We start from the raw sequence: 17,647 nt of genomic DNA, 5'->3' as shown, positions 1-17,647 counted from the left end.
TCAGGCCACCTTCCGTGCGGCTGTGAGGTCTCGCCATGCCCAACCCAGTGTTCGCCGGGCCATCACGGACAGGGCGTGCTTGCGGTAATCGGCAGTGCCTCGTACGTCGTCGATGGGACTTGCTGCCGCACTGACCAATCGGCCGAATTCCTCCGACACCCTAGGATCGAGGGCACCGTCCCACTCGAGTTCGGCCGCGAGGTAGTTCTCGGCATCGTAAGCCCGGCGCGGCGTCGGCGCAGCGGAGCCGAGACCGGTACCGATGCGACCCTCCTGCGGAAACAGTGCGATCGAGAACGAACAGACGGCGATGACCATCGCATTACGGGTGCCGATCTTCGAGAAATACTGCGGTCCCGCTGCCGGCGCTACGTGAAACGCTCGGATGAGTTCGTCCGGCTGACAGGAATTGCGTTTGACGCCGAGGTAGAACTCGGTCGCGGGGATCATGCGCACGCCGCGCTCGGCCGATTCGACCTCGACGGTCGCGCCCGCAGCGAGCAGTGGTGCATGCAGATCGCCTGCGGGTGACGCGCCACCGAGGTTGCCGCCGACGGTGCCGCGATTGCGGATCTGCGGTGAACCGACGGTGCGCGACGCCTGGGAAATGCCGGGAAGCGCGTCTCCGAGCTCGGCGATGATGCGGACGTACGGCACGCCTGCTCCCACCCGCAGCGTTCCGTCGGGTAGCCGTTCCCATTCGGTGAGTTCGGTGATCGGGTTCAGATCCAGCAATGCGCCCGGGCGGTGCAGGTCGAAGTTCATCTCGACCATGACGTCGGTGCCGCCCTGAATGGGCACCACGTCGACGTCGTCGGCCTTCGCGGCCAACGCGTCGCCCCAGGTCTGTGGCCGTAGAAATTCCATCGTGCTGCTCTCCGCTCACGTGTCTTTCGGTCGTGTTCACCCAGTACAGCCGCCGGGCACGACGCGAACGAGAGACAGGAACGACGAAGTATGACGCCGATCACAGTGTAGGTTTTGGAGGTTCCTACGAAGAGGGAGGTCGATTCACCGTGAGACTGCGTGATCTGGCCGATCTCCCCGATCTGCAACTGCAGCCGATCGTGACTCCCGAGCACTTCGATCCGACCATCAGATGGGTCGTGACTACCGACATGCTCGATCCGAGCCGCTACCTCAGCGGCGGCGAGCTGGTGTTGACCGGCTTGATGTGGCGGACCGGCCCCGAGGACTCGAGAACCTTCGTACGGGCGGTGTCCAAGGCCGGCATCGCCGCGCTGGCGGCATCCGACGGCGGCGTGGTACCCGACGATCTGGTCGACGCCTGTCGCGAATACGGTCTGCCGCTCTTTCGCGTACCCGCCGACATCGCGTTCGCCACGGTCACCGAGAGCGTCGTCCGGCAACTGTCGACGGCACGAGCATCGGACCTGAGCCTCGTGCTCGATCGGCACCGACGCCTCGTGGCGAGCGCAGGACCGGGCGGCGGGCTGGGTCCGCTCCTGGACATGGTCAGTTCCGACCTGGGGATGAGGTGCTGGGTCGTCACCTCGTCGGGGCGGGTACTCGCCGGATCCGAGGATCCACCCGACACCGGCTACCTGGCGCACGAGTTCATGACGTCGGTCCGGATGCCGAGATACTCGCAGGCGCAACGGGTCTCGATCTTTGCGGTCGACGGAGAGGTCACGCCGCGGGTGGTGGACTGGTTCGTGGCATTCGAAAGCGATTGGCAGATATGGGATGCACCGCGGATCTCTTTGGCCGAGCAGTTGGCGTCCATCGTCGCGGTCGAGCGCAGCCGTGCGGACGATCGCTTGTCTGGCTCAGGGATTCTGGCCCAGGAATTCGTGCGCTCGATCGTCGGTGGGGCGACGGCCACGGACATCCTCGCTCAGATGCACGTCATCGGACTCGACATCGAAACACGGTACGCCGCTGTAGCTGTGGCCACGTCGGGTGAGACGGTGCGGCTCGGTGAGTTGCGCCCGCTTCTGCGAGAGGTGCTGGCACCGCTCGAGATCACGGTGGGAGTCGTCGACGACGAGGCGTTCGCATTGGTGGAGGCGCCGACCGATCGAACCGATTCCATCCGGCGTGCTGTCCAGGCGTTGGCCCCGGGATTGATCGGGAGCGGCACGTCGATCGGCGTCAGTGCTCCGACCGCGCCCGCCGACATCCGAAGCGCCATCGAGGAAGCGCGGTATGCCCGCCGGCTCGCCGAGCGCCGCGGCTCGGACTGCAGCGTCGTCGGACATGATGAATTGGCCACGCTGACAATTCTTCTCGCCAACGTTCCCGACGACGTGCGACGGATGTTCACCTCACGTCTGCTGGCTCCGTTGGTCGAGTACGACGACCAGCACAACAGTGACCTGGTGGAGACACTGTCGGTGTATCTCGACACGAACGGTGCCTGGACACGATGTGCCGAACAACTGCACATGCATGTCAATTCCGTCCGATATCGCATCCAGCGCATCGAGGAACTCACCGGCCGCGATCTGTCGCGACTGGAGGACAGAATCGAGTTCTACTTGGCTCTTCGGCTGAGATGACCACTCAGGAGTGGAGCCTGCGGAACGACCCATACACTGAAGCCCATGGCTCTCATTGCTCTGTTGGATCTGACCTTCAAGCCCGAATCTCTTGCCGAGGCGCGTGAGTTGCTGCGCACGGTGCTTGCCGATACCCGCGCATTCGAGGGTTGCCTCGGTGTCGAGGTGTGGGTGGACGAGGAGAACGAGGCGCATGTCGTCGCCTACGAGACGTGGGAGTCGGTCGAGGCCGATGCGAAGTACCGCGAGTTCCGGGCCGGTCCCGGCAAGATCGTCGATTTGCCGCCGTTGCTGGCTGCCGCGCCGACTCTGACGAAGTTCACCGTCGATTCGTCGATCTGATCGGCGGGAGCTCGTCTACCTCGTCATCTGTCGGCGGGAGTGCGCGGACGCCGGTTCCGGTCGGCCGGTGAGGAAGCCCTGAACCATCTGGGCCCCGAGTTCGCTCGCGACCTGCCGCTCCGCTTCGGTCTCGACGCCTTCCATGATGACGGTGGCCTCGATCTGGCGGGCGAAGTCGATGATGGCCTTCGCGGCTGCTCGACGCAGGGGATCGCGGTCGATGCCGTGGACGAGCGCGTAGTCCACCTTGAGGATGTCCGGGCGCAGTTCGACGACGTGGCGCAGACCGGCGAATCCTGCGCCGACGTCGTCGATGGAAATCTGTACCCCCGCGGAACGCAGACTGTCGATCGCACGGATGACCGCGAGGTAGTCGTCGACACGCTCGTGCTCGGTGATCTCGAGGTGGAACGTCCGCGACGCCAGGTGCGGGCGTAGTCGATCGAGCAGGTTCGTTGTTCGGATGGTGTCCGCGGATGCGTTCAGCGAGACGAACGCGTCCGACGGTAACGCGCACATCGCGTCGAGCGCCCGGTCGAGTGCGGCACGTTCCAGGCGGGGACCGATCCCGGCCTCCGTGGCGTCTCGGTACCACGACAGAGGCGATCCGGCACCGAAGGGGAAGCGCGAGAGCGCCTCGAAGCCGACGACCGATCCGGTGTCGGTGTCGCAGATGGGCTGGAAGAAGATGTCGGGGCCGCCGGATGCGATCAGCTCGTCGATCCGGTGCCGCGTCTGCTCGTGTGAGTTCGCTTCTGGCTGCCGAGCGGGAACCGTGCTCCCCGCGGTTCGTGCCTTGAATCGGTACATTTCGATGTCGGCCAGTGCGATCAAGCGTCGAACGAGGACGTGAATACTGGTGTCGGAATCGAGTGCTTCCACGGCCGATCCGAGGCTGGTGGTGAACTGCGGTCCGTCGAACGTCTCCTCCAGGGCGGCCCGAATCCTGTTGTCCGACTGAGTGATCTCCTCGCGAGTTCCGGCTCTGACAACCACGAACTCGTCGCCGCCCAATCGTGCGATCGCCGACCGATCGCCCACCGCCTCGGACAGTCGTCGGGCGACTTCGACGAGAACGGCATCGCCCGAGGGGTGCCCGAATCTGTCGTTGATCTGCTTGAAACGGTCGATGTCGAGGACGGTCACCCCTACTGCCTCGCCGACCTGTGTGTCCACGGTGTCCAGCAGTCCGCGGCGATTCCACAGGCCGGTCAGCGGATCGCGCAGTGCTCGCGCTGCTTTCGACCTGAGCTGCCCGATGTACGCCTTGATCATGAACGGAGCCGCGTACAGCGAGCCGATGGTGACGATGCGCGACGCCGTCGACCACGGATCGGCTCCGTCGGCGACGGCGAGAACACCGAGCGTGACCAACGTGACGGCCGCGACGCCGAGGTGGATCACCATCACCCGATACGAACTTCCGACGACGATGAATGCGGCGACGATCGCGAACATCGCGCATCCCGGCATGGCGTCGAAGTGAGTCTGGAACGAGAACAGAACCGAGACGATGCCGACATCGGCGTACAGGATGTAGGCCGTCGCCAGGCGCGACGACGTCCAGGGGCGGAGATACCAGGCGATGGCCACGGGCACCGTGGTGGCCGAGGCGAGCAGGACCGCGATCGACATCGACTCCGAGAACTGCCCCGCCGGGACCATCAGCGCACCGGCCAGTCCGAACGTCAGTGTCATCGAGCTGATGAACAGCCTGACCCATCGTTCCTTCGCGGTGGGGACGAAGTCTCCCTGATCGGATATGGCAATGCCCTTCGTAGAATAAGGCCCCTAGCCTGCATGAACGCTAGCATCCACGGCATGGCCGTACCCGGAATCCGGCGAATCAGACCATGTCTCGCTTGGTGAGCCACCGCAAGGTGGGCCACCCGAGAAACACCGGTAACCAGCAGGTCAGAACGCGGTAGAGCAACACCGACGGTACGGCGATGGACGCGGGTACACCGAACGCGGCCAGACCCCCGATGAGCGCGGCCTCCACGGCTCCCACACCGCCGGGAGTCGGTGCGGCGGAGGCGAGGGTTCCGCCGATCATGGTCACCACCGTCACCGTCACGAACGTGGTGCCGCCGCCGAAGGCCTCGATGCTCGCCCACAACGCGAGCGCCGCACCCAGGGTCGTTGCTGCGCAGCCGAGGATGATGATCGAGAAGCGTTTGGGGTCGCGGGCGAGCTCGCCCAGTTCGGTGAGGACTTCCTTGATCTGTGGCCGGATGGCGACTCGGAGCCAGCGTCGTAGCTTGGGTACGAACATGAACGTCCCGACGACGCCGAATGCGGCACCGGCGATCAGATACAGCACGGTGTTTCCGGGCACCATGTTGGACAGACCGGACGAGGTACCGGCGACGACGCTGAAGAAGATCAACAGGCTCACGTGCGTGATCACCTGGACGGATTGTTGAAGCGCCACAGCGGCCGTCGCGCGGACCGTGCCGAGGCCACCCTTCTGCAGGAATCGCACGCTCAGGGCCAGTCCGCCGACGCCCGCCGGTGTCGTCGTTGCCGCGAAGGTGTTCGCGACCTGCATCACCGTCAGATTCCAGAAGCTGACCTTGCCGAACGCGCACGCCCACAACGCAGCTCCGGCGCCGATGTACGTCAGGGCGGACACGGCCAAGCCCAGCAGTGCCCACCACCAGTTCACCGAACCGAGCTCGACGACGAACGCGGGTACCGCGCTGATGAACGGATAGGCGACGTAGACCAACCCGATCAACAGCACGAGGGAGATGATCTGGTTGCGGCTGAACCGGGTTACCTGTTCGGCTTCGATCTTGGCGGCACCGGTCTGCTCGAGGACTTCGAGCCGGATCGCCTTCATCGTCTGTGCGTCGTCGGACACCGATTGCCGAACGCGAGGCGGGATGGCGGATTTGGTGAGACGGCCCGAGGCCGCGACCACGGTGTCGAAGCCGAGTACGTCCAGAGCAGTGGCGACCGCACGCTGCGGGCCGAAAAGATCTGCGGTGGTGAGCAACAGCTGCGCCACGTCCGATTGCATCTGTGAATCCGACGCACCCAATTCGGCGTGACCGAAGCCGCAGAACAGGGCTTTGCCGTCGTGGATCCGGAGTTCGCCTCGGTGCAGATCGCCGTGGGAGATCTGGTTCTCGTGCAGCGTGTTCAGAGCCGACCACAGAGCGTTGAGGGTGGCATCGTCGTGCTCTGCCTCGATCGGATCTCCGAGTGGCTGGCTGTGCGCGTACAGCGTCCACCCTCGATCGAGCGCCGCTACCGCCAGCGGATGGCTGCCCGCAGCTCCGAGGCCCTTGATGGCCAGACCCATCAACGCACGATGCTCGACGGCTCGCCGCATGGACGCATGGAGTGGCGCAGTCTCGCTGCCACGCAGCGTGATCCACCGCCAGAACTGGCGCAGGGCACCACCGCTACGCTGATTCTGCCCGTACAGCTCGACCACCACATCCGCGTCGGGCGTGTGCGCGTTCAGAACCAGTGGGCCGGGACCGGCGGGACGGACGACGGTGAAGCTGCGAACGGTGACGCCGCGGCTGTGGAACAGACGAACCGCCGCGTCGAGCGGAACCTCGAGAGCCGGCGTACCGACCAGCAGCACGATGACGGCACCGACCAGCCAGCCGACGGCCAGACCGAGCATCGAGCGAGCCGGGACGACAGTGGAGACGACCAGATGGATCGGCACGAACGCGAGCAACAGCGTCCACCATGCCCGACGCCATCGCGCGGGCAGGCCTGGGCCGGAGACCGTCAGGGCCGCAGCCAACATGGCGATCCAGCGGGAGTCGTCGAGGAATTGCGCGAGGAACGTATCGAGTCGCTCGGGGACGTCGAGGTCCCAGGTGGGCGTGGAGATCCCGGTTCCGGTGATCGACAGTGCCAGTGCGGCCAGCAGGGCGGCGGCCGCATACCCGGCGAGCAGTTTCCATTTGAGGCCGGCGATCAGCCCGATCAGTACGCCGAACGGGAGCGCGAGAATGGCGACGCCGTAGACGATGTAGACGGCATTGGATTGGTCGGGGCTGAGCACGCCCACGATGTTCGATACCGATTCTTCCAGCGCATCCCACTGATTTCGGGTGATCAAGGAACCCGCGATCACCACGCCGAGCAGTACCGCGGCCGATACGACCCGAATGATGTCGCTGGTTCTTCGCACCAACGGCTGAAGCAGGTTTCCCGCTACGGGAACGTCCCGCCCATCCACGCGCATGGGGTCAACCTACCGTGCGGTTCGCCTGCGGAGTTCGTTGCGGACGGTGGGCCATTCGGATTCTATGATCGAGAACACGACGGTATCGCGCAGTGAACCGTCGGCCATGCGTTGATGATTGCGCAGAATCCCGTCCTGCTTCGCGCCCAGTTTCGCGATCGCCGTCCGCGATTGCAGGTTCATCCAGTGGGTGCGGAACTCGACGGCGATGCACTTCAGTTCCTCGAAAGCATGGGTCAGTAGTAGCAGCTTGCTCGCGGCATTGGTCCCGGTTCCGTGCGCGGAGCGGGCATTCCAGGTGTATCCGATCTCGACGCGACGGTTGTTCGCGTCCGCGTTGCAGAAGGTTGTCGCGCCGATGATCTGCCCGGTGTCGTTGCGGCGCAGTGTGAACGGAAGCATGGTGCCTGCGTCGAGCAATCCGAGTCGCCGATCTATCTCCGCCGCCATCTCCTCGGGCTTCGGCACGCTGGTGTACCAGAGCTTCCACAACTCACCGTCGCGGGCCGCGTCGCACAGACCTTCGAGGTGATCGTGGCTCAGCGGTTCGAGGGTCACGAGATCGTCGACGAGGGTCACCGGTTGCAGAAAGGACATTCGCCGACGATACGTCGGATCTCCCGCTACGGGAAAGCGCAATGATCGCCGCCGAGGCGACCACGGCCTCGCTACGGATGCGGAAGAGATTGAGTACTCCTGCTGCGGTGCCGCTGCTGTGCGCTGGAACTGCGGCGAAGGCTTCGCCGTCGACCAGGCCGATCGGGAGTCCGAAGCCCAGCCCCAACAGGATCATCGGGACCACGACGGCGGCGAGCGGGACGCCGGGTTGCAGGGCCAGCATGCCGAGAGTGCCGAGAACCAGGAATCCGAGGCTTGTCAGGATCACTCGGTCCGGGGTGACGGACTCGAAGGCGGTGAGCGACCTGGCGACCGCCAACGGAGCGATCGGCACCGCTGAGCGCAGCGGGCAGATAGGTGAGAAGCGTGACGAAGCCGATGGCTCCGGCGACCGGGACCAGGCACAGGGCGAGGAAGCGGCGGTTGCGCAGTAGGCCGAAATCCCGCAGTGTCGATGCCTGAGCGGCGAACACTCCACGCCGATCGAGAACGGGCATCCGGAGCTCGAGGAAATGCACCTCGGGGCGGTGATGTCGGCGCTGGCGGATCCACTGCGCCGCAAGGTGGTCACCGAACTCGTCGGCGACGACGACGGAGCCGAGCGAACCTGCATGTCGTTCGAGCTCGGCGTCAGAAAATCGACTGTTACGCATCACTTTCGAGTGCTACGCGAGGCGGGTCTGGTATTCCAGGTCGATCGCGGCAACAGTCGCAAAGTGACGCTGCGACGCAAGGAGCTGAACGAACGATTCCCGGGCCTGCTGGATCTGATCGCGAACGAAATCCACTAGCTCGCAGCGCCATGTGCGCTCTACGGTGGGAATCATGCACATCGCCATGATCGGCACGACCGCTCCCAGCCATATCTACCCATCGCTGGCCGTGATTGCCGAGTTGGTCCGGCGCGGGCATCGCGTCACCTATGCCGTCGGTGAGTCGCTGCGACACGTGGTCGAACCCGCAGGTGTCGAGGTGGTCTCGTTCTCCTCGATACTTCCCGACGGAGAGTCTTCGTGGCCGGATGATCCGGCGTCGGCGATGCAGGTGTTCCTCGACGAGGCGATCGAGTCCTTCCCGATACTCACTGCGTTCTACGACGACGATCAGCCGGATCTGTTCCTGTACGACATCGGCGGCATGACGGCACCCGTCCTCGGTGTGCGCTACGGGGTACCTGCCGTGCAACTCTCGCCGACGTACGTGGCGTGGGACGGATACGCCGAGGATCTCGGTGATGGGATGACCTCCATCCGCGAGTCGCCGACCGGTGTCGTATATCGCGACACCTATGCAGAATGGTTGCGAGAGAACGACATCGACGCCGATCCCTGGGAGTGGATCACATATCCGCAGCACTGTCTGTCGCTGATCCCGAAAGTGATGCAGCCCAACGCGGATCGGGTGGCAGAGACGGTGCAGTTCGTCGGACCGTGCCTCGACCCGGTACGCCTGAACGATCGCAGCTGGACCGCACCCGACGGGCCGCTCCTGTACATCTCGTTCGGTACGGGCTACAACGAGCGACCCGCGTTCTACCGACTGTGCATCGAGACGTTCGGGAACACGGACTGGCACGTGGTGATCTCCATCGGCCGACGCGTCGACCCCGTCGCGCTCGGCGCGCTGCCTGCGAATATCGAAGTACACGAACATGTTCCGCAGCTCGCCGTGCTCGATTCGGCCACGGTCTTCATCACCCACGCCGGAATGGGTGGTTGTACCGAGGCACTGTGGTTCGGCGTCCCGACCGTTGCCGTGCCACAGGCGGTCGATCAATTCGGCAACGCCGCGATGCTTGCCGAACTCGGGGTCGGCGTGCACCTCGAATTCGAGAAAGTGACGGCTGCGAGCCTCGCCGACGCGGTTGCCGAGGCTCGGCAATTGGGATCGCGCGCATCGGAGGTGAGAGCTGAGGTGCGGGCACACGGTGGCGTCGAACAGGCGGCTGATGCGGTGGAAGCGTTTCGCCGGTAGGTCACGTAGCGAGTGCGCGTAGCTCCTCGAAGGTCTCGGCGTAGGTCTCGCGAACCCGGTCCCAGGATGCCGTCATGTCGACGCTCTGCGGATCGGGAGTGGGCAGCGCGTATCCGTACTGGGAGCGAGGCACCGGGTTGCCGGGCAAGACGAGCACCTGAGTGAATGCCGCGGAATCGGGATTGAACGTCAACGTGTGAGAAGCGACGTTGCGGCCCCAATCCTCCGACGGCCACGACAGGAAGATCACGTGCTGCGGGTTTGCCGCGACGTCGGTGTACGAGACGTAGCTGCCGTAATGATCCTCGCCCGGCGACATGATCTTGTACGCGCCGTTGTCGGTGTAGATCAGAAGGGCCTCGGCGAACGGCTTCTGGTCGAACAACGCCGTGTAGCGAAGTGCCTGCACGAACACGGGTTGTCCCAGGGGGATCGAGATGGACTCTGGTATCGAGGACATTCGGTGTCGCATCCTTGCGTTCTCGGGGTGACGGGACCACGATACCGACCGTGAACTCGGTGCCGGTGAGATTCGGTGTCCGGAGGAGTCTGTCCCTGCATGAGCACATTCATCATGACTTCTGCCAGTGCAACCATCACCTACGCTGTCCGCGGCGCATGAACGCCGCCCGGGAATGTCTCGTCGTGAGTCGAACGATTGCCGCGAGCCCGGCGCAGATCTTTGCTGTTCTGACCGATCCCGACCGACATCAGGACACCGAACCCGGCGACTGGGTGCGCTCGGCGGTGGACACGGATCGGATCACTGCGCTGGGACAGGTGTTCGCCGTCAACATGTTTCACGAGGTTGCGGGCGGCCACTATGTGGTGCACAACCTGGTTATCGCCTACGTGCAGGATCGAACGATCGCATGGTTGCCGGGAGCGCGTACGGACGATGGATCCGTGGACCATGGGGGCTGGTGGTGGCGCTACGACCTGGCGGCGGCGGACGAAGGCACGACAGTGACCCTCACCTACGACTGGACCGATACCCCGGAGGCCACCCGCGCCCACGTCGGTGGACTGCCGGCGGTACCGGAGGCGTTCCTCGACGCGTCGCTGGCGGCGTTGGCGTCGAGCATGCGTGAATCCGGTGCAGCCAGCCGCGCCTAGCGCGGCCGCGTGCACCCGATTCAGTCCTCCAGAACGCTGACGCTCACGCCGTAGGGCAGAAATCGGACGCGTCGACGCGGGTCGGTGTTGTCCTTGTGTGCCCGGAGGGCATCGAGTTCGGTGGCGTAGAGCTGATCGATCTGGGGTGATCCGGCGTCGTCGACGCTGTAGATCGCCCAGACGCCGTCGCCCTTCTGACCTGTGGTTTCGGGCTCCGGCGGAGCTTTGGGTGCCCCGGCACCGGAGGCGAACAGTGAGCCGACCACCTCACGCAGCCCCTCGGTGGCCTCACGGGCGAACTTGTCGAAGTCGTCGGATCCGAATCCGAAGGGTCCTTGGTTGGCCATGGCTGTACCTCCTCAGGTGTTCCTCCAGTATGCGCGTTTTCTCCGAACGGGCGAGAAGCTATTGCTGTAGCCGGGCACCGATGGTGTTGTGCAGCGCTCGCAGTGAGTTCTGGCCGAGCGAGACCGTCTGCGATTCGACGTAGCGCAACAGGTGCGTGTCGTCGAGGACCTTCTCGCTCGACTGGATCAGCACTGTGCCGGCACCGGTGAAGTCGAACTGACGCTCCTCGCCGCTGTTGGCACCGAGGAATCCGCGGGCTGCACCGAGGAAGTTCTGCATCCAGTCGGCGTCGAAGTGATGCGACGGCGACGGGCAATCTGCCCATCCGACAAGGGCTTCCGGGTCGATGCGCAGCGGCGGCTCGGCGAACATGACCGGGCCGTTCGATGACGCCAGGAACTTGCCGGTGCCGAGCAGAGTCAGGAATCCCGGAACGATGGACTGCTTGAGATCCAGAGTCGGCTCGAACGCAAGGAGATTCGCGGCCCGGATGGTGAGGTTGCCGTCGTCGAGGTCGTAGCTGTTGATGTTGAACCCACGGTCGCCGAGGATCAGCTTGCCCTGACCCTGCGCGAGCACCCAGTCGTTCGAGTACAGCGGAGACGAGAACCGTGCGGCGACGATGGCGGGCATCGACGTCTGCCCGAGCGGTTCGAAGCGAACATTGCCGTAGTACGCGATCATCGCGCCCTTCGACGTGAACCACGGCTGGCCGGCGAGCTCGACGCAGAACGCGTAGTCGTTGCCGGGGACGTTGTCGTTGACCGGCAGCGTGTGCGGGGTGTGAATGTCCAGACCCATGGGGTGTCCCTCCTAGAACTTCTGCTCGGACGCCTGCACCCACACGGTGCCCATGCCGGTCATCTTCAACTGGATCGCCTCGCCGCTACCTTTGCCGACGGCGTCGCGCCACCCGACGTTCGCGGAGATCTCGACGTTGATGTTGCCGATGTGGCAGACGTACGCCTGCGGATCCACCACGACCTGAGGGTGATCGGGCCCGACCTGCAACGGTGTCGCTCCGCCGTGCGAGAGAACCGCGACGCTGCCCTGGCCGGTCAGTTGTGTCGTGAACAGACCCTGCCCGGTCATCGCGCCGCGCACCGCTCCGCGGACGCCGCCCTGGGAGGTCAGGGCCACGATGGAGCTCTGCAGGTAGCCGTCGTGCACCAGGAGTCGATCGGCTTCGACGGTGAGCATCGACGAACCGTCGAGGTGGATCACCTCGATGTACAACCCGGCGTGGCCGTAGAAGACCTCGCCCTGCCCCTCGGCGGCCATCATCGCTACGTGCTCGCCTGCCATCATCCGCCCGGCCATGCCGGCGACGCCGCCCATGCCCGGCATGGCTCCGGCCGAGCCGCCCATCGAGTGCGGAACGAACCGGACGTCGCCGGTGTAGTAGAGCATCGATCCCCGACGCGCGAGCACGTTCTGATTCGGTGCCAGAACGGATTTCACGACTTTGCTGTTGACGAGTTCGAGCGGCACGTCAGCGCTCCTCGGGTTGGATGTAGACGACGCCCTGGCCGTCGAAGCGGAGAGAGAATGCCTCGCCGCTGCCGCCGCCGATGGCGGACCGCCACGTGACGTCGGTGACGAAGCTCTGATTCAGCTGACCGCGATGGGCGACGAAAGCGTCGGGATCGACGACGAGTGGGTACTGCGGATCGACGGCGAGGGCGATGATGGGCCCACCCTTGGACAGCAATGCCACGGTGCCGGTTCCGCTGACGACGGTGGTGAACAATCCCTGGCCGGAACTCGCGCCGCGCAAGCCGGAGAATTTTATGTCCGTCTTCAATTGCCCTGTGAGAGCCAGCAATTGGGACGATTCGACGTGGAGGTTGTCGCCCTGGACCTCGACGAGAGTGATGTCCTGAGCGTCGACGGCGAAGTAGACGGTGCCCTTGCCGGACACGTCCATCAGCGACAGCGACTCGCCGGTCACCTTCTGCTTGAGTGCGGCGCGGAATCCTCCGCCACCACCCATGCCTGCGCTCTTGAAGGCGACATCGCCCTCGTACGCCACCATCGAGCCCGACATTGCGCGCAGGGAGTCGCCGGTCAGGTCGGCGACCAAGACGCGGTGCCCGTTCATCCTCAGCTGAGCCACGGGGGAACTATGCCACTGCACGCGCCCCCGCGGCTACTGCTGGAGAAAATATCTAGACGAGCGGCTTCAGGGCTTTACCTGCCAGTTCGACGGCTCCCGGCTGGTGTCCGTTGGTGATCAGGTTGATGATGATGCCGTCGACGCCCTGATCGAGGACGCGCTTCTGCACCTGCTCGGCGACGTCGTCGGGGGTTCCGCAGAAGTGGCGATCGGTGGCCTTCGCCGCGTCCTCTTCCGACAGGTTCGTCAGATCGAGGCCCTGCTTGAGTACGAACTCGCGCTGCAACTCCTTGGCCTTGTCGCCGTCCTCGTCGACGATGACGAAGGCGAGGAAGCTCGTTTCGAGGTCCTTGGGGTCGCGGTCGACCTCCTCGCATCGGGCCTGCACGGCAGCCATCTTTCGCGGCAGTTCGTTGGCGTCGCAGATGATGTTGAGATGATCCGCGAATTGAGCGGCCAGGCCGAACGTCTTCTTCTCGCCGCCACCGCCGAGCATGATCGGCAGATCATCGCGGATACGCGGCTCGTTCATCGCGTTCTCGACCTGGTACCAGAGGCCGTCGAACGTCGGGCGCTGGCCGCGGAGCATCGGCTCGATGATCTGCAGAGCCTCGTCGAGTCGCTCGAAACGGTCGGTGAAGGTGCCGAATTCGAGTCCGAAGCTCTGGTGCTCGAGCTCGAACCAGCCGGCACCGATGCCGAGGATCGCGCGCCCGCCGCTGACCACGTCCAGTGTGGTGACGGTCTTGGCAAGGATCGCCGGGTTGCGGTAGGTGTTGCCGGTGACCAGCGCGGAGAGCTGGATGGTGTCGGTGGCCGTCGCGAGCGCCGACAGGGCGGAGTAGGCCTCGAGCATCGGCTCGTCGGGCTTGCCGATTCCGGGAAGTTGGTAGAAGTGATCCATCACGAATGCGGTGTCGAAACCGGCCGCTTCGGCCTCGCGCGCCTGCGCGATGACCTGGGGAAAGAGTTCTGCGACCGAACCGTCGTAGCTGAAGTTGGGCATCTGGTAACCGAGGCGAATAGTCACGAGAGCCACGCTACTCGGATATCGGCCCGTGGCATGCGCGAGAGCGCGATAATTCGACGATGACATCCTTGGAGCTGACCAGGCAGCCGTTCTCCGGATTCGCAGTCGACGACCTACCCCTAGCTCGGGCCTTCTACGCCGAGACTCTTGGTCTGACGGTCACCGAGAACGAGATGGGGATGCTCGAGCTGCACCTCGGGACCGGGGCGATCGTGCTGATCTATCCGCGCCCCGGGCACGTGCCCGCGCAGTACACGATTCTCAACTTCCCGGTGGCCGACATCGAGGCCGCAGTCGATGCATTGATCGCCAAAGGGGTGGTGTTCCAACAGTATCCGGACATGGGCACCGACGAGAAGGGAATCTTTCGACACGGCGGCCCGTTGATCGCCTGGTTCACGGACCCGGCGGGCAATGTGATGTCGGTGCTGCAGGATTGACGACCCCTACGCAGTCGGGGTTCCGGCGGCGAGTGTGACTGTGCCGGAGCTGGTTACACCCGTGTCGTCGACCCATTCGACGACGGCGGAATCATCTGGGCGACGGCCGAGTAGCGCCTCCGACAGATCCGGTGACGATCCGATCTCCGCGCCGTCGAACCTCACGATCACGTCTCCCGCAGACAGTCCCAGCGCCTCCGCCGGGGAATCGGAGGTCACCGAGACCACGGCCGCCCCCATTGCCGGCTTGTTCTCGAAGACCGACACATCGCGTACCGAGACTCCGAAATACGGTGTGGGGCCCACATGGACCGTGCCGCCCGACTGCCCGGCGACCACTTGATCGAGCACAGCGACCGCCTCGGAGATGGGGACCGCATAGGCCTCGGGTGCCTGCGGCGGTGAGAACTCGGTGCCGTTTCGCGCCTCGTCCGACAGCCCCGCGGTGTTCACGCCCACCACTCGGCCCCAGGCGTCGAACAGTGGCCCGCCCGAATCCCCAGCTCGCACATCGGCATCGACGCGAATCATCTTGTCGAGCGTGTTCGCCGAACCGTCCACCGAACTGCGCGTACGTACCTGCTGATCGAGAGCCGTGACCGCGCCCGGTGCAGGAACCAATACCCCTGCGCCCGACGCATTCCCGACGGCCACCACCGCGTCGCCCACGTCGGGAAGTGGGTCCGGTGCAAGCTCGACCACTGGCAGGTCGGCCGCGGTGATCAACTGCACGACTGCCACGTCGCGGGACTTGTCGTAACCCAACACGGTGGCGTCGTAGATCAGTCCGTTGCCCATGTGCACTGCGCTGATCTCGGTGGCGTTTTCGACGACGTGGAAGTTGGTGAGCACGATCCCGTCGGGGGCGACGACGAAGCCGGTGCCCGCGACGCCGGAAAAACCGGCCGACGCCGCGAGGGTGACGACGGTGGGATCGACGCGAGCCGAGAGTTCGTCGAGGGTCAGTGGTGGCGGTTCGACGACGGGTGCAGATGCCGGCGCGGGTTCCTGGATCGGGCTGTCGATACCCAGCACCCCTGGACCGAGCGGTGTGGCGAACAGCCATGCACCGGCAGCGACCAGCGTCAGTACGAACGCTCGGCCACCCGACTGCATAGGAACCGATTATGGTCCGGTGGCGATCGCGGTGCCAGTCAGTTGACGATCATGGCCAGCGGTACCTCTCGGTGCGCCCGTCTACAGTCTGCTCATGCCCGCGTCGCATCGACCTCGAGTCCTCATCGGCATCTCCGGTTGGACGTACGCACCCTGGCGAGGAGATTTCTATCCGGCGGGCCTGGCGCATCGCAAGGAGCTCGGGTACGCGTCGGAACAACTATCGTCGATCGAGATCAACGGCACGTTCTATGCGATGCAGAAGCCGTCGAGCTTCACCAAGTGGCACGACGAGACGCCGGACGACTTCGTGTTCTCCATCAAAGGCGGTCGCTACGTCACCCACATCAAGCGGCTCGTCGGCGTCGAGGCGGCACTCGCGAATTTCTTTGCCACCGGGGTATTGACGCTGGGCGACAAGCTCGGACCATTCCTGTGGCAGTTGCCGCCGAACCTCGAGTTCGACGCGCAGAAGGTGTCGGATTTCTTCGCAATGTTGCCCCGAACAGTCTCTGCTGCAGTCACTCTGGCCGAGTCTCGCGACGACAAGTTGGCCGAGGATCGAGTGTTGTTGCCGTCCCCGTCGTCTCGGGTCCTGCGGCACTGTGTGGAGGCTCGGCACCAGAGCTTCGCCACCGACGAGGCCGTACAACTGTTGCGAGAGAACGATATTGCGTTCGTTGTCGCCGACACCGCAGGCAAGTACCCGTACGTCGACACTCCGACAGCCGACTTCATGTACGCCCGCCTGCACGGCGACGAGGAGCTGTATGCCAGCGGCTACACGGATGCGGCGCTGGATCGATGGGCCGCGAAGATCTCGGACTGGACGGCCACGGGCCGCGACGTCCACGTGTACTTCGACAACGACATCAAGGGATACGCACCCTTCGACGCAATGAAGCTGATCGAGCGCATCGGTAGGTGAGTATTCGGTTCTCTACGTTATCTTCTAGATTTGCGAATAGATCACAGAGTATGCCCGGACGCAGGTAGCGCTTCTGCCACTCGGGACAAGCTCGCGGCGGACGCCAGGACCGTGGCCACCTTCTCGCGCAGCGCGTCGCCCTCGAATGTCTCTGCTCGGCCGCCCACGCTGATCGATGCAACGACCACCCCGTCCCGCCCGAGGATCGGTGCTCCGACGGCCGCGACGCCGGAGAGGTAGTCCGAGTTGCTCAGCGCGTACCCCTGCGATCGGATCTGTTCGAGACGTGTCAGTAGCTCGTCCGGCGCGGTCGGTGTTCGATCCGTGAACGCAGGTAGGTCGTCGGTGAGCCAGCGGTCGCGAATCCGAGCGGAGAACGCCAGCATGGCCATAGGGCCTGCGGTCGCGTGATACGGCAGTACCGAACCGATCGAAATGCCCGCGACGACAAGGGGATTACTCCCTTCGTGGCGATCGATGCAGACGGCTCCCTCGTCTGCAGGGACCATGAGATATGCAGTGTCGCCGAATTTTTCGGCAATCTCCGACAGATACGGTTGCGCGGCTCCGCGAATGTCGAGCTGGGTCAGTGCCGACGATCCGATCTCGAACACGGGCATGGCGATTCGGTACGAGCCCTCGGACGTTCGGTCCACCCAGCCCGCGTGGATCATCGTGGTCATCAGCCGGTGCACGGTGGTCTTGTTCATTCGACTTGCTGTCGTCAGGTCGTTCAGGGTCCACACCGGATGTGAAGTGTCGAAGTGCTCGAGCAGCCTGCACGCCTTGACCACCGCGCCGACGATGTCGCGGCCGGCGTGGGCGTCGGACTCGGTGGGCGATGCCACGTGTGCTCCTTCGATCGGACTGGGAAGTGCTGC

20 protein-coding genes are annotated in these 17,647 nt (G+C 64.6%); 8 read left to right on the top strand and 12 right to left on the bottom strand.

The annotated features are described in order from the left end of the window. On the bottom strand, positions 1-867 hold the full coding sequence (locus MTX35_RS19990; RefSeq protein ID WP_243596630.1) for a xanthine dehydrogenase family protein subunit M: 867 nt from the start codon (positions 865-867) through the stop codon (positions 1-3). A 149-nt stretch (positions 868-1,016) separates the two neighbouring features. Here MTX35_RS19990 and MTX35_RS19985 point away from each other — a divergent pair, with 149 nt between their 5' ends. Together MTX35_RS19985 and MTX35_RS19980 are read left to right on the top strand one after the other, a co-directional pair. Then, positions 1,017-2,522, top strand: coding sequence for a PucR family transcriptional regulator (locus MTX35_RS19985; RefSeq protein WP_243596629.1), 1,506 nt, complete (start codon positions 1,017-1,019; stop codon positions 2,520-2,522). A 45-nt stretch (positions 2,523-2,567) separates the two neighbouring features. Next, a complete protein-coding gene (locus MTX35_RS19980; RefSeq protein ID WP_243596628.1) occupies positions 2,568-2,864 on the top strand; it encodes a putative quinol monooxygenase in 297 nt (98 codons plus the stop codon). Between the two features lie 15 nt (positions 2,865-2,879). Here the strand turns inward: MTX35_RS19980 and MTX35_RS19975 are convergent, their stop codons facing one another. The 3 genes from MTX35_RS19975 to MTX35_RS19965 all read right to left on the bottom strand — a co-directional run bounded on the left by MTX35_RS19975 (position 2,880) and on the right by MTX35_RS19965 (position 7,677). Continuing rightward, entirely contained in the window at positions 2,880-4,562 is a 1,683-nt protein-coding gene (locus MTX35_RS19975; RefSeq protein WP_243596627.1) for a bifunctional diguanylate cyclase/phosphodiesterase, read from the bottom strand. 148 nt (positions 4,563-4,710) lie between these two features. Further along, a complete protein-coding gene (locus tag MTX35_RS19970; protein ID WP_243596626.1) occupies positions 4,711-7,080 on the bottom strand; it encodes a lysylphosphatidylglycerol synthase transmembrane domain-containing protein in 2,370 nt (789 codons plus the stop codon). Between the two features lie 9 nt (positions 7,081-7,089). Then, positions 7,090-7,677, bottom strand: a complete 588-nt coding sequence (locus MTX35_RS19965) for a GNAT family N-acetyltransferase (RefSeq protein WP_243596625.1) — start codon at positions 7,675-7,677, stop codon at positions 7,090-7,092. A gap of 299 nt (positions 7,678-7,976) precedes the next feature. Here MTX35_RS19965 and MTX35_RS19960 point away from each other — a divergent pair, with 299 nt between their 5' ends. The 3 genes from MTX35_RS19960 (at position 7,977) to MTX35_RS19950 (ending at position 9,672) form a co-directional block, all read left to right on the top strand. Next, positions 7,977-8,132 carry a hypothetical protein gene (locus tag MTX35_RS19960; RefSeq protein ID WP_243596624.1) on the top strand — a complete coding sequence of 52 codons (156 nt, stop codon included), beginning with the start codon at positions 7,977-7,979 and terminating at the stop codon, positions 8,130-8,132. 78 nt (positions 8,133-8,210) lie between these two features. Then, positions 8,211-8,489 carry a helix-turn-helix transcriptional regulator gene (locus tag MTX35_RS19955; RefSeq protein WP_243596623.1) on the top strand — a complete coding sequence of 93 codons (279 nt, stop codon included), beginning with the start codon at positions 8,211-8,213 and terminating at the stop codon, positions 8,487-8,489. 34 nt (positions 8,490-8,523) lie between these two features. After that, a complete protein-coding gene (locus tag MTX35_RS19950; protein ID WP_243596622.1) occupies positions 8,524-9,672 on the top strand; it encodes a macrolide family glycosyltransferase in 1,149 nt (382 codons plus the stop codon). Between the two features lies 1 nt (position 9,673). On the opposite strand, the gene MTX35_RS19945 is transcribed toward MTX35_RS19950, so the two are convergent. Continuing rightward, a complete protein-coding gene (locus tag MTX35_RS19945) occupies positions 9,674-10,132 on the bottom strand; it encodes a hypothetical protein (RefSeq protein WP_243596621.1) in 459 nt (152 codons plus the stop codon). 158 nt (positions 10,133-10,290) lie between these two features. On the opposite strand from MTX35_RS19945, the gene MTX35_RS19940 reads away from it, so the two are divergent. Next, a complete protein-coding gene (locus MTX35_RS19940) occupies positions 10,291-10,788 on the top strand; it encodes an SRPBCC family protein (protein WP_243596620.1) in 498 nt (165 codons plus the stop codon). 20 nt (positions 10,789-10,808) lie between these two features. Here MTX35_RS19940 and MTX35_RS19935 read toward each other — a convergent pair whose 3' ends face one another. The 5 genes from MTX35_RS19935 to MTX35_RS19915 all read right to left on the bottom strand — a co-directional run bounded on the left by MTX35_RS19935 (position 10,809) and on the right by MTX35_RS19915 (position 14,282). Beyond that, a complete protein-coding gene (locus MTX35_RS19935; RefSeq protein ID WP_243596619.1) occupies positions 10,809-11,135 on the bottom strand; it encodes a hypothetical protein in 327 nt (108 codons plus the stop codon). Positions 11,136-11,193: 58 nt separating this feature from the next. Then, positions 11,194-11,937, bottom strand: coding sequence for an AIM24 family protein (locus MTX35_RS19930; RefSeq protein ID WP_243596618.1), 744 nt, complete (start codon positions 11,935-11,937; stop codon positions 11,194-11,196). 12 nt (positions 11,938-11,949) lie between these two features. Next, positions 11,950-12,627 (bottom strand): AIM24 family protein, encoded by a 678-nt coding sequence (locus MTX35_RS19925; RefSeq protein WP_243596617.1) that lies wholly within the window; start codon positions 12,625-12,627, stop codon positions 11,950-11,952. Between the two features lies 1 nt (position 12,628). Continuing rightward, the gene (locus MTX35_RS19920; protein WP_243596676.1) at positions 12,629-13,237 is read right to left on the bottom strand and encodes an AIM24 family protein; all 609 of its coding nucleotides are present in this window, start codon (positions 13,235-13,237) and stop codon (positions 12,629-12,631) included. A gap of 67 nt (positions 13,238-13,304) precedes the next feature. Further along, the gene (locus MTX35_RS19915) at positions 13,305-14,282 is read right to left on the bottom strand and encodes an LLM class F420-dependent oxidoreductase (RefSeq protein WP_243596616.1); all 978 of its coding nucleotides are present in this window, start codon (positions 14,280-14,282) and stop codon (positions 13,305-13,307) included. 59 nt (positions 14,283-14,341) lie between these two features. Here MTX35_RS19915 and MTX35_RS19910 point away from each other — a divergent pair, with 59 nt between their 5' ends. Beyond that, on the top strand, positions 14,342-14,722 hold the full coding sequence (locus MTX35_RS19910) for a VOC family protein (RefSeq protein ID WP_243596615.1): 381 nt from the start codon (positions 14,342-14,344) through the stop codon (positions 14,720-14,722). Positions 14,723-14,728: 6 nt separating this feature from the next. Here the strand turns inward: MTX35_RS19910 and MTX35_RS19905 are convergent, their stop codons facing one another. After that, the gene (locus MTX35_RS19905; protein ID WP_243596614.1) at positions 14,729-15,838 is read right to left on the bottom strand and encodes a S1C family serine protease; all 1,110 of its coding nucleotides are present in this window, start codon (positions 15,836-15,838) and stop codon (positions 14,729-14,731) included. Positions 15,839-15,932: 94 nt separating this feature from the next. On the opposite strand from MTX35_RS19905, the gene MTX35_RS19900 reads away from it, so the two are divergent. Then, a complete protein-coding gene (locus MTX35_RS19900) occupies positions 15,933-16,766 on the top strand; it encodes a DUF72 domain-containing protein (protein WP_243596613.1) in 834 nt (277 codons plus the stop codon). Positions 16,767-16,807: 41 nt separating this feature from the next. Here MTX35_RS19900 and MTX35_RS19895 read toward each other — a convergent pair whose 3' ends face one another. Then, the gene (locus MTX35_RS19895) at positions 16,808-17,614 is read right to left on the bottom strand and encodes an IclR family transcriptional regulator (protein ID WP_243596612.1); all 807 of its coding nucleotides are present in this window, start codon (positions 17,612-17,614) and stop codon (positions 16,808-16,810) included. Between the last annotated feature and the right edge of the window lie 33 nt (positions 17,615-17,647).

Origin of the sequence: Rhodococcus sp. ARC_M12 (assembly GCF_022810385.1) — a bacterium.
Taxonomy (GTDB): domain Bacteria; phylum Actinomycetota; class Actinomycetes; order Mycobacteriales; family Mycobacteriaceae; genus Rhodococcoides; species Rhodococcoides navarretei.
This window is presented reverse-complemented; position numbering and strand designations above follow the sequence as displayed.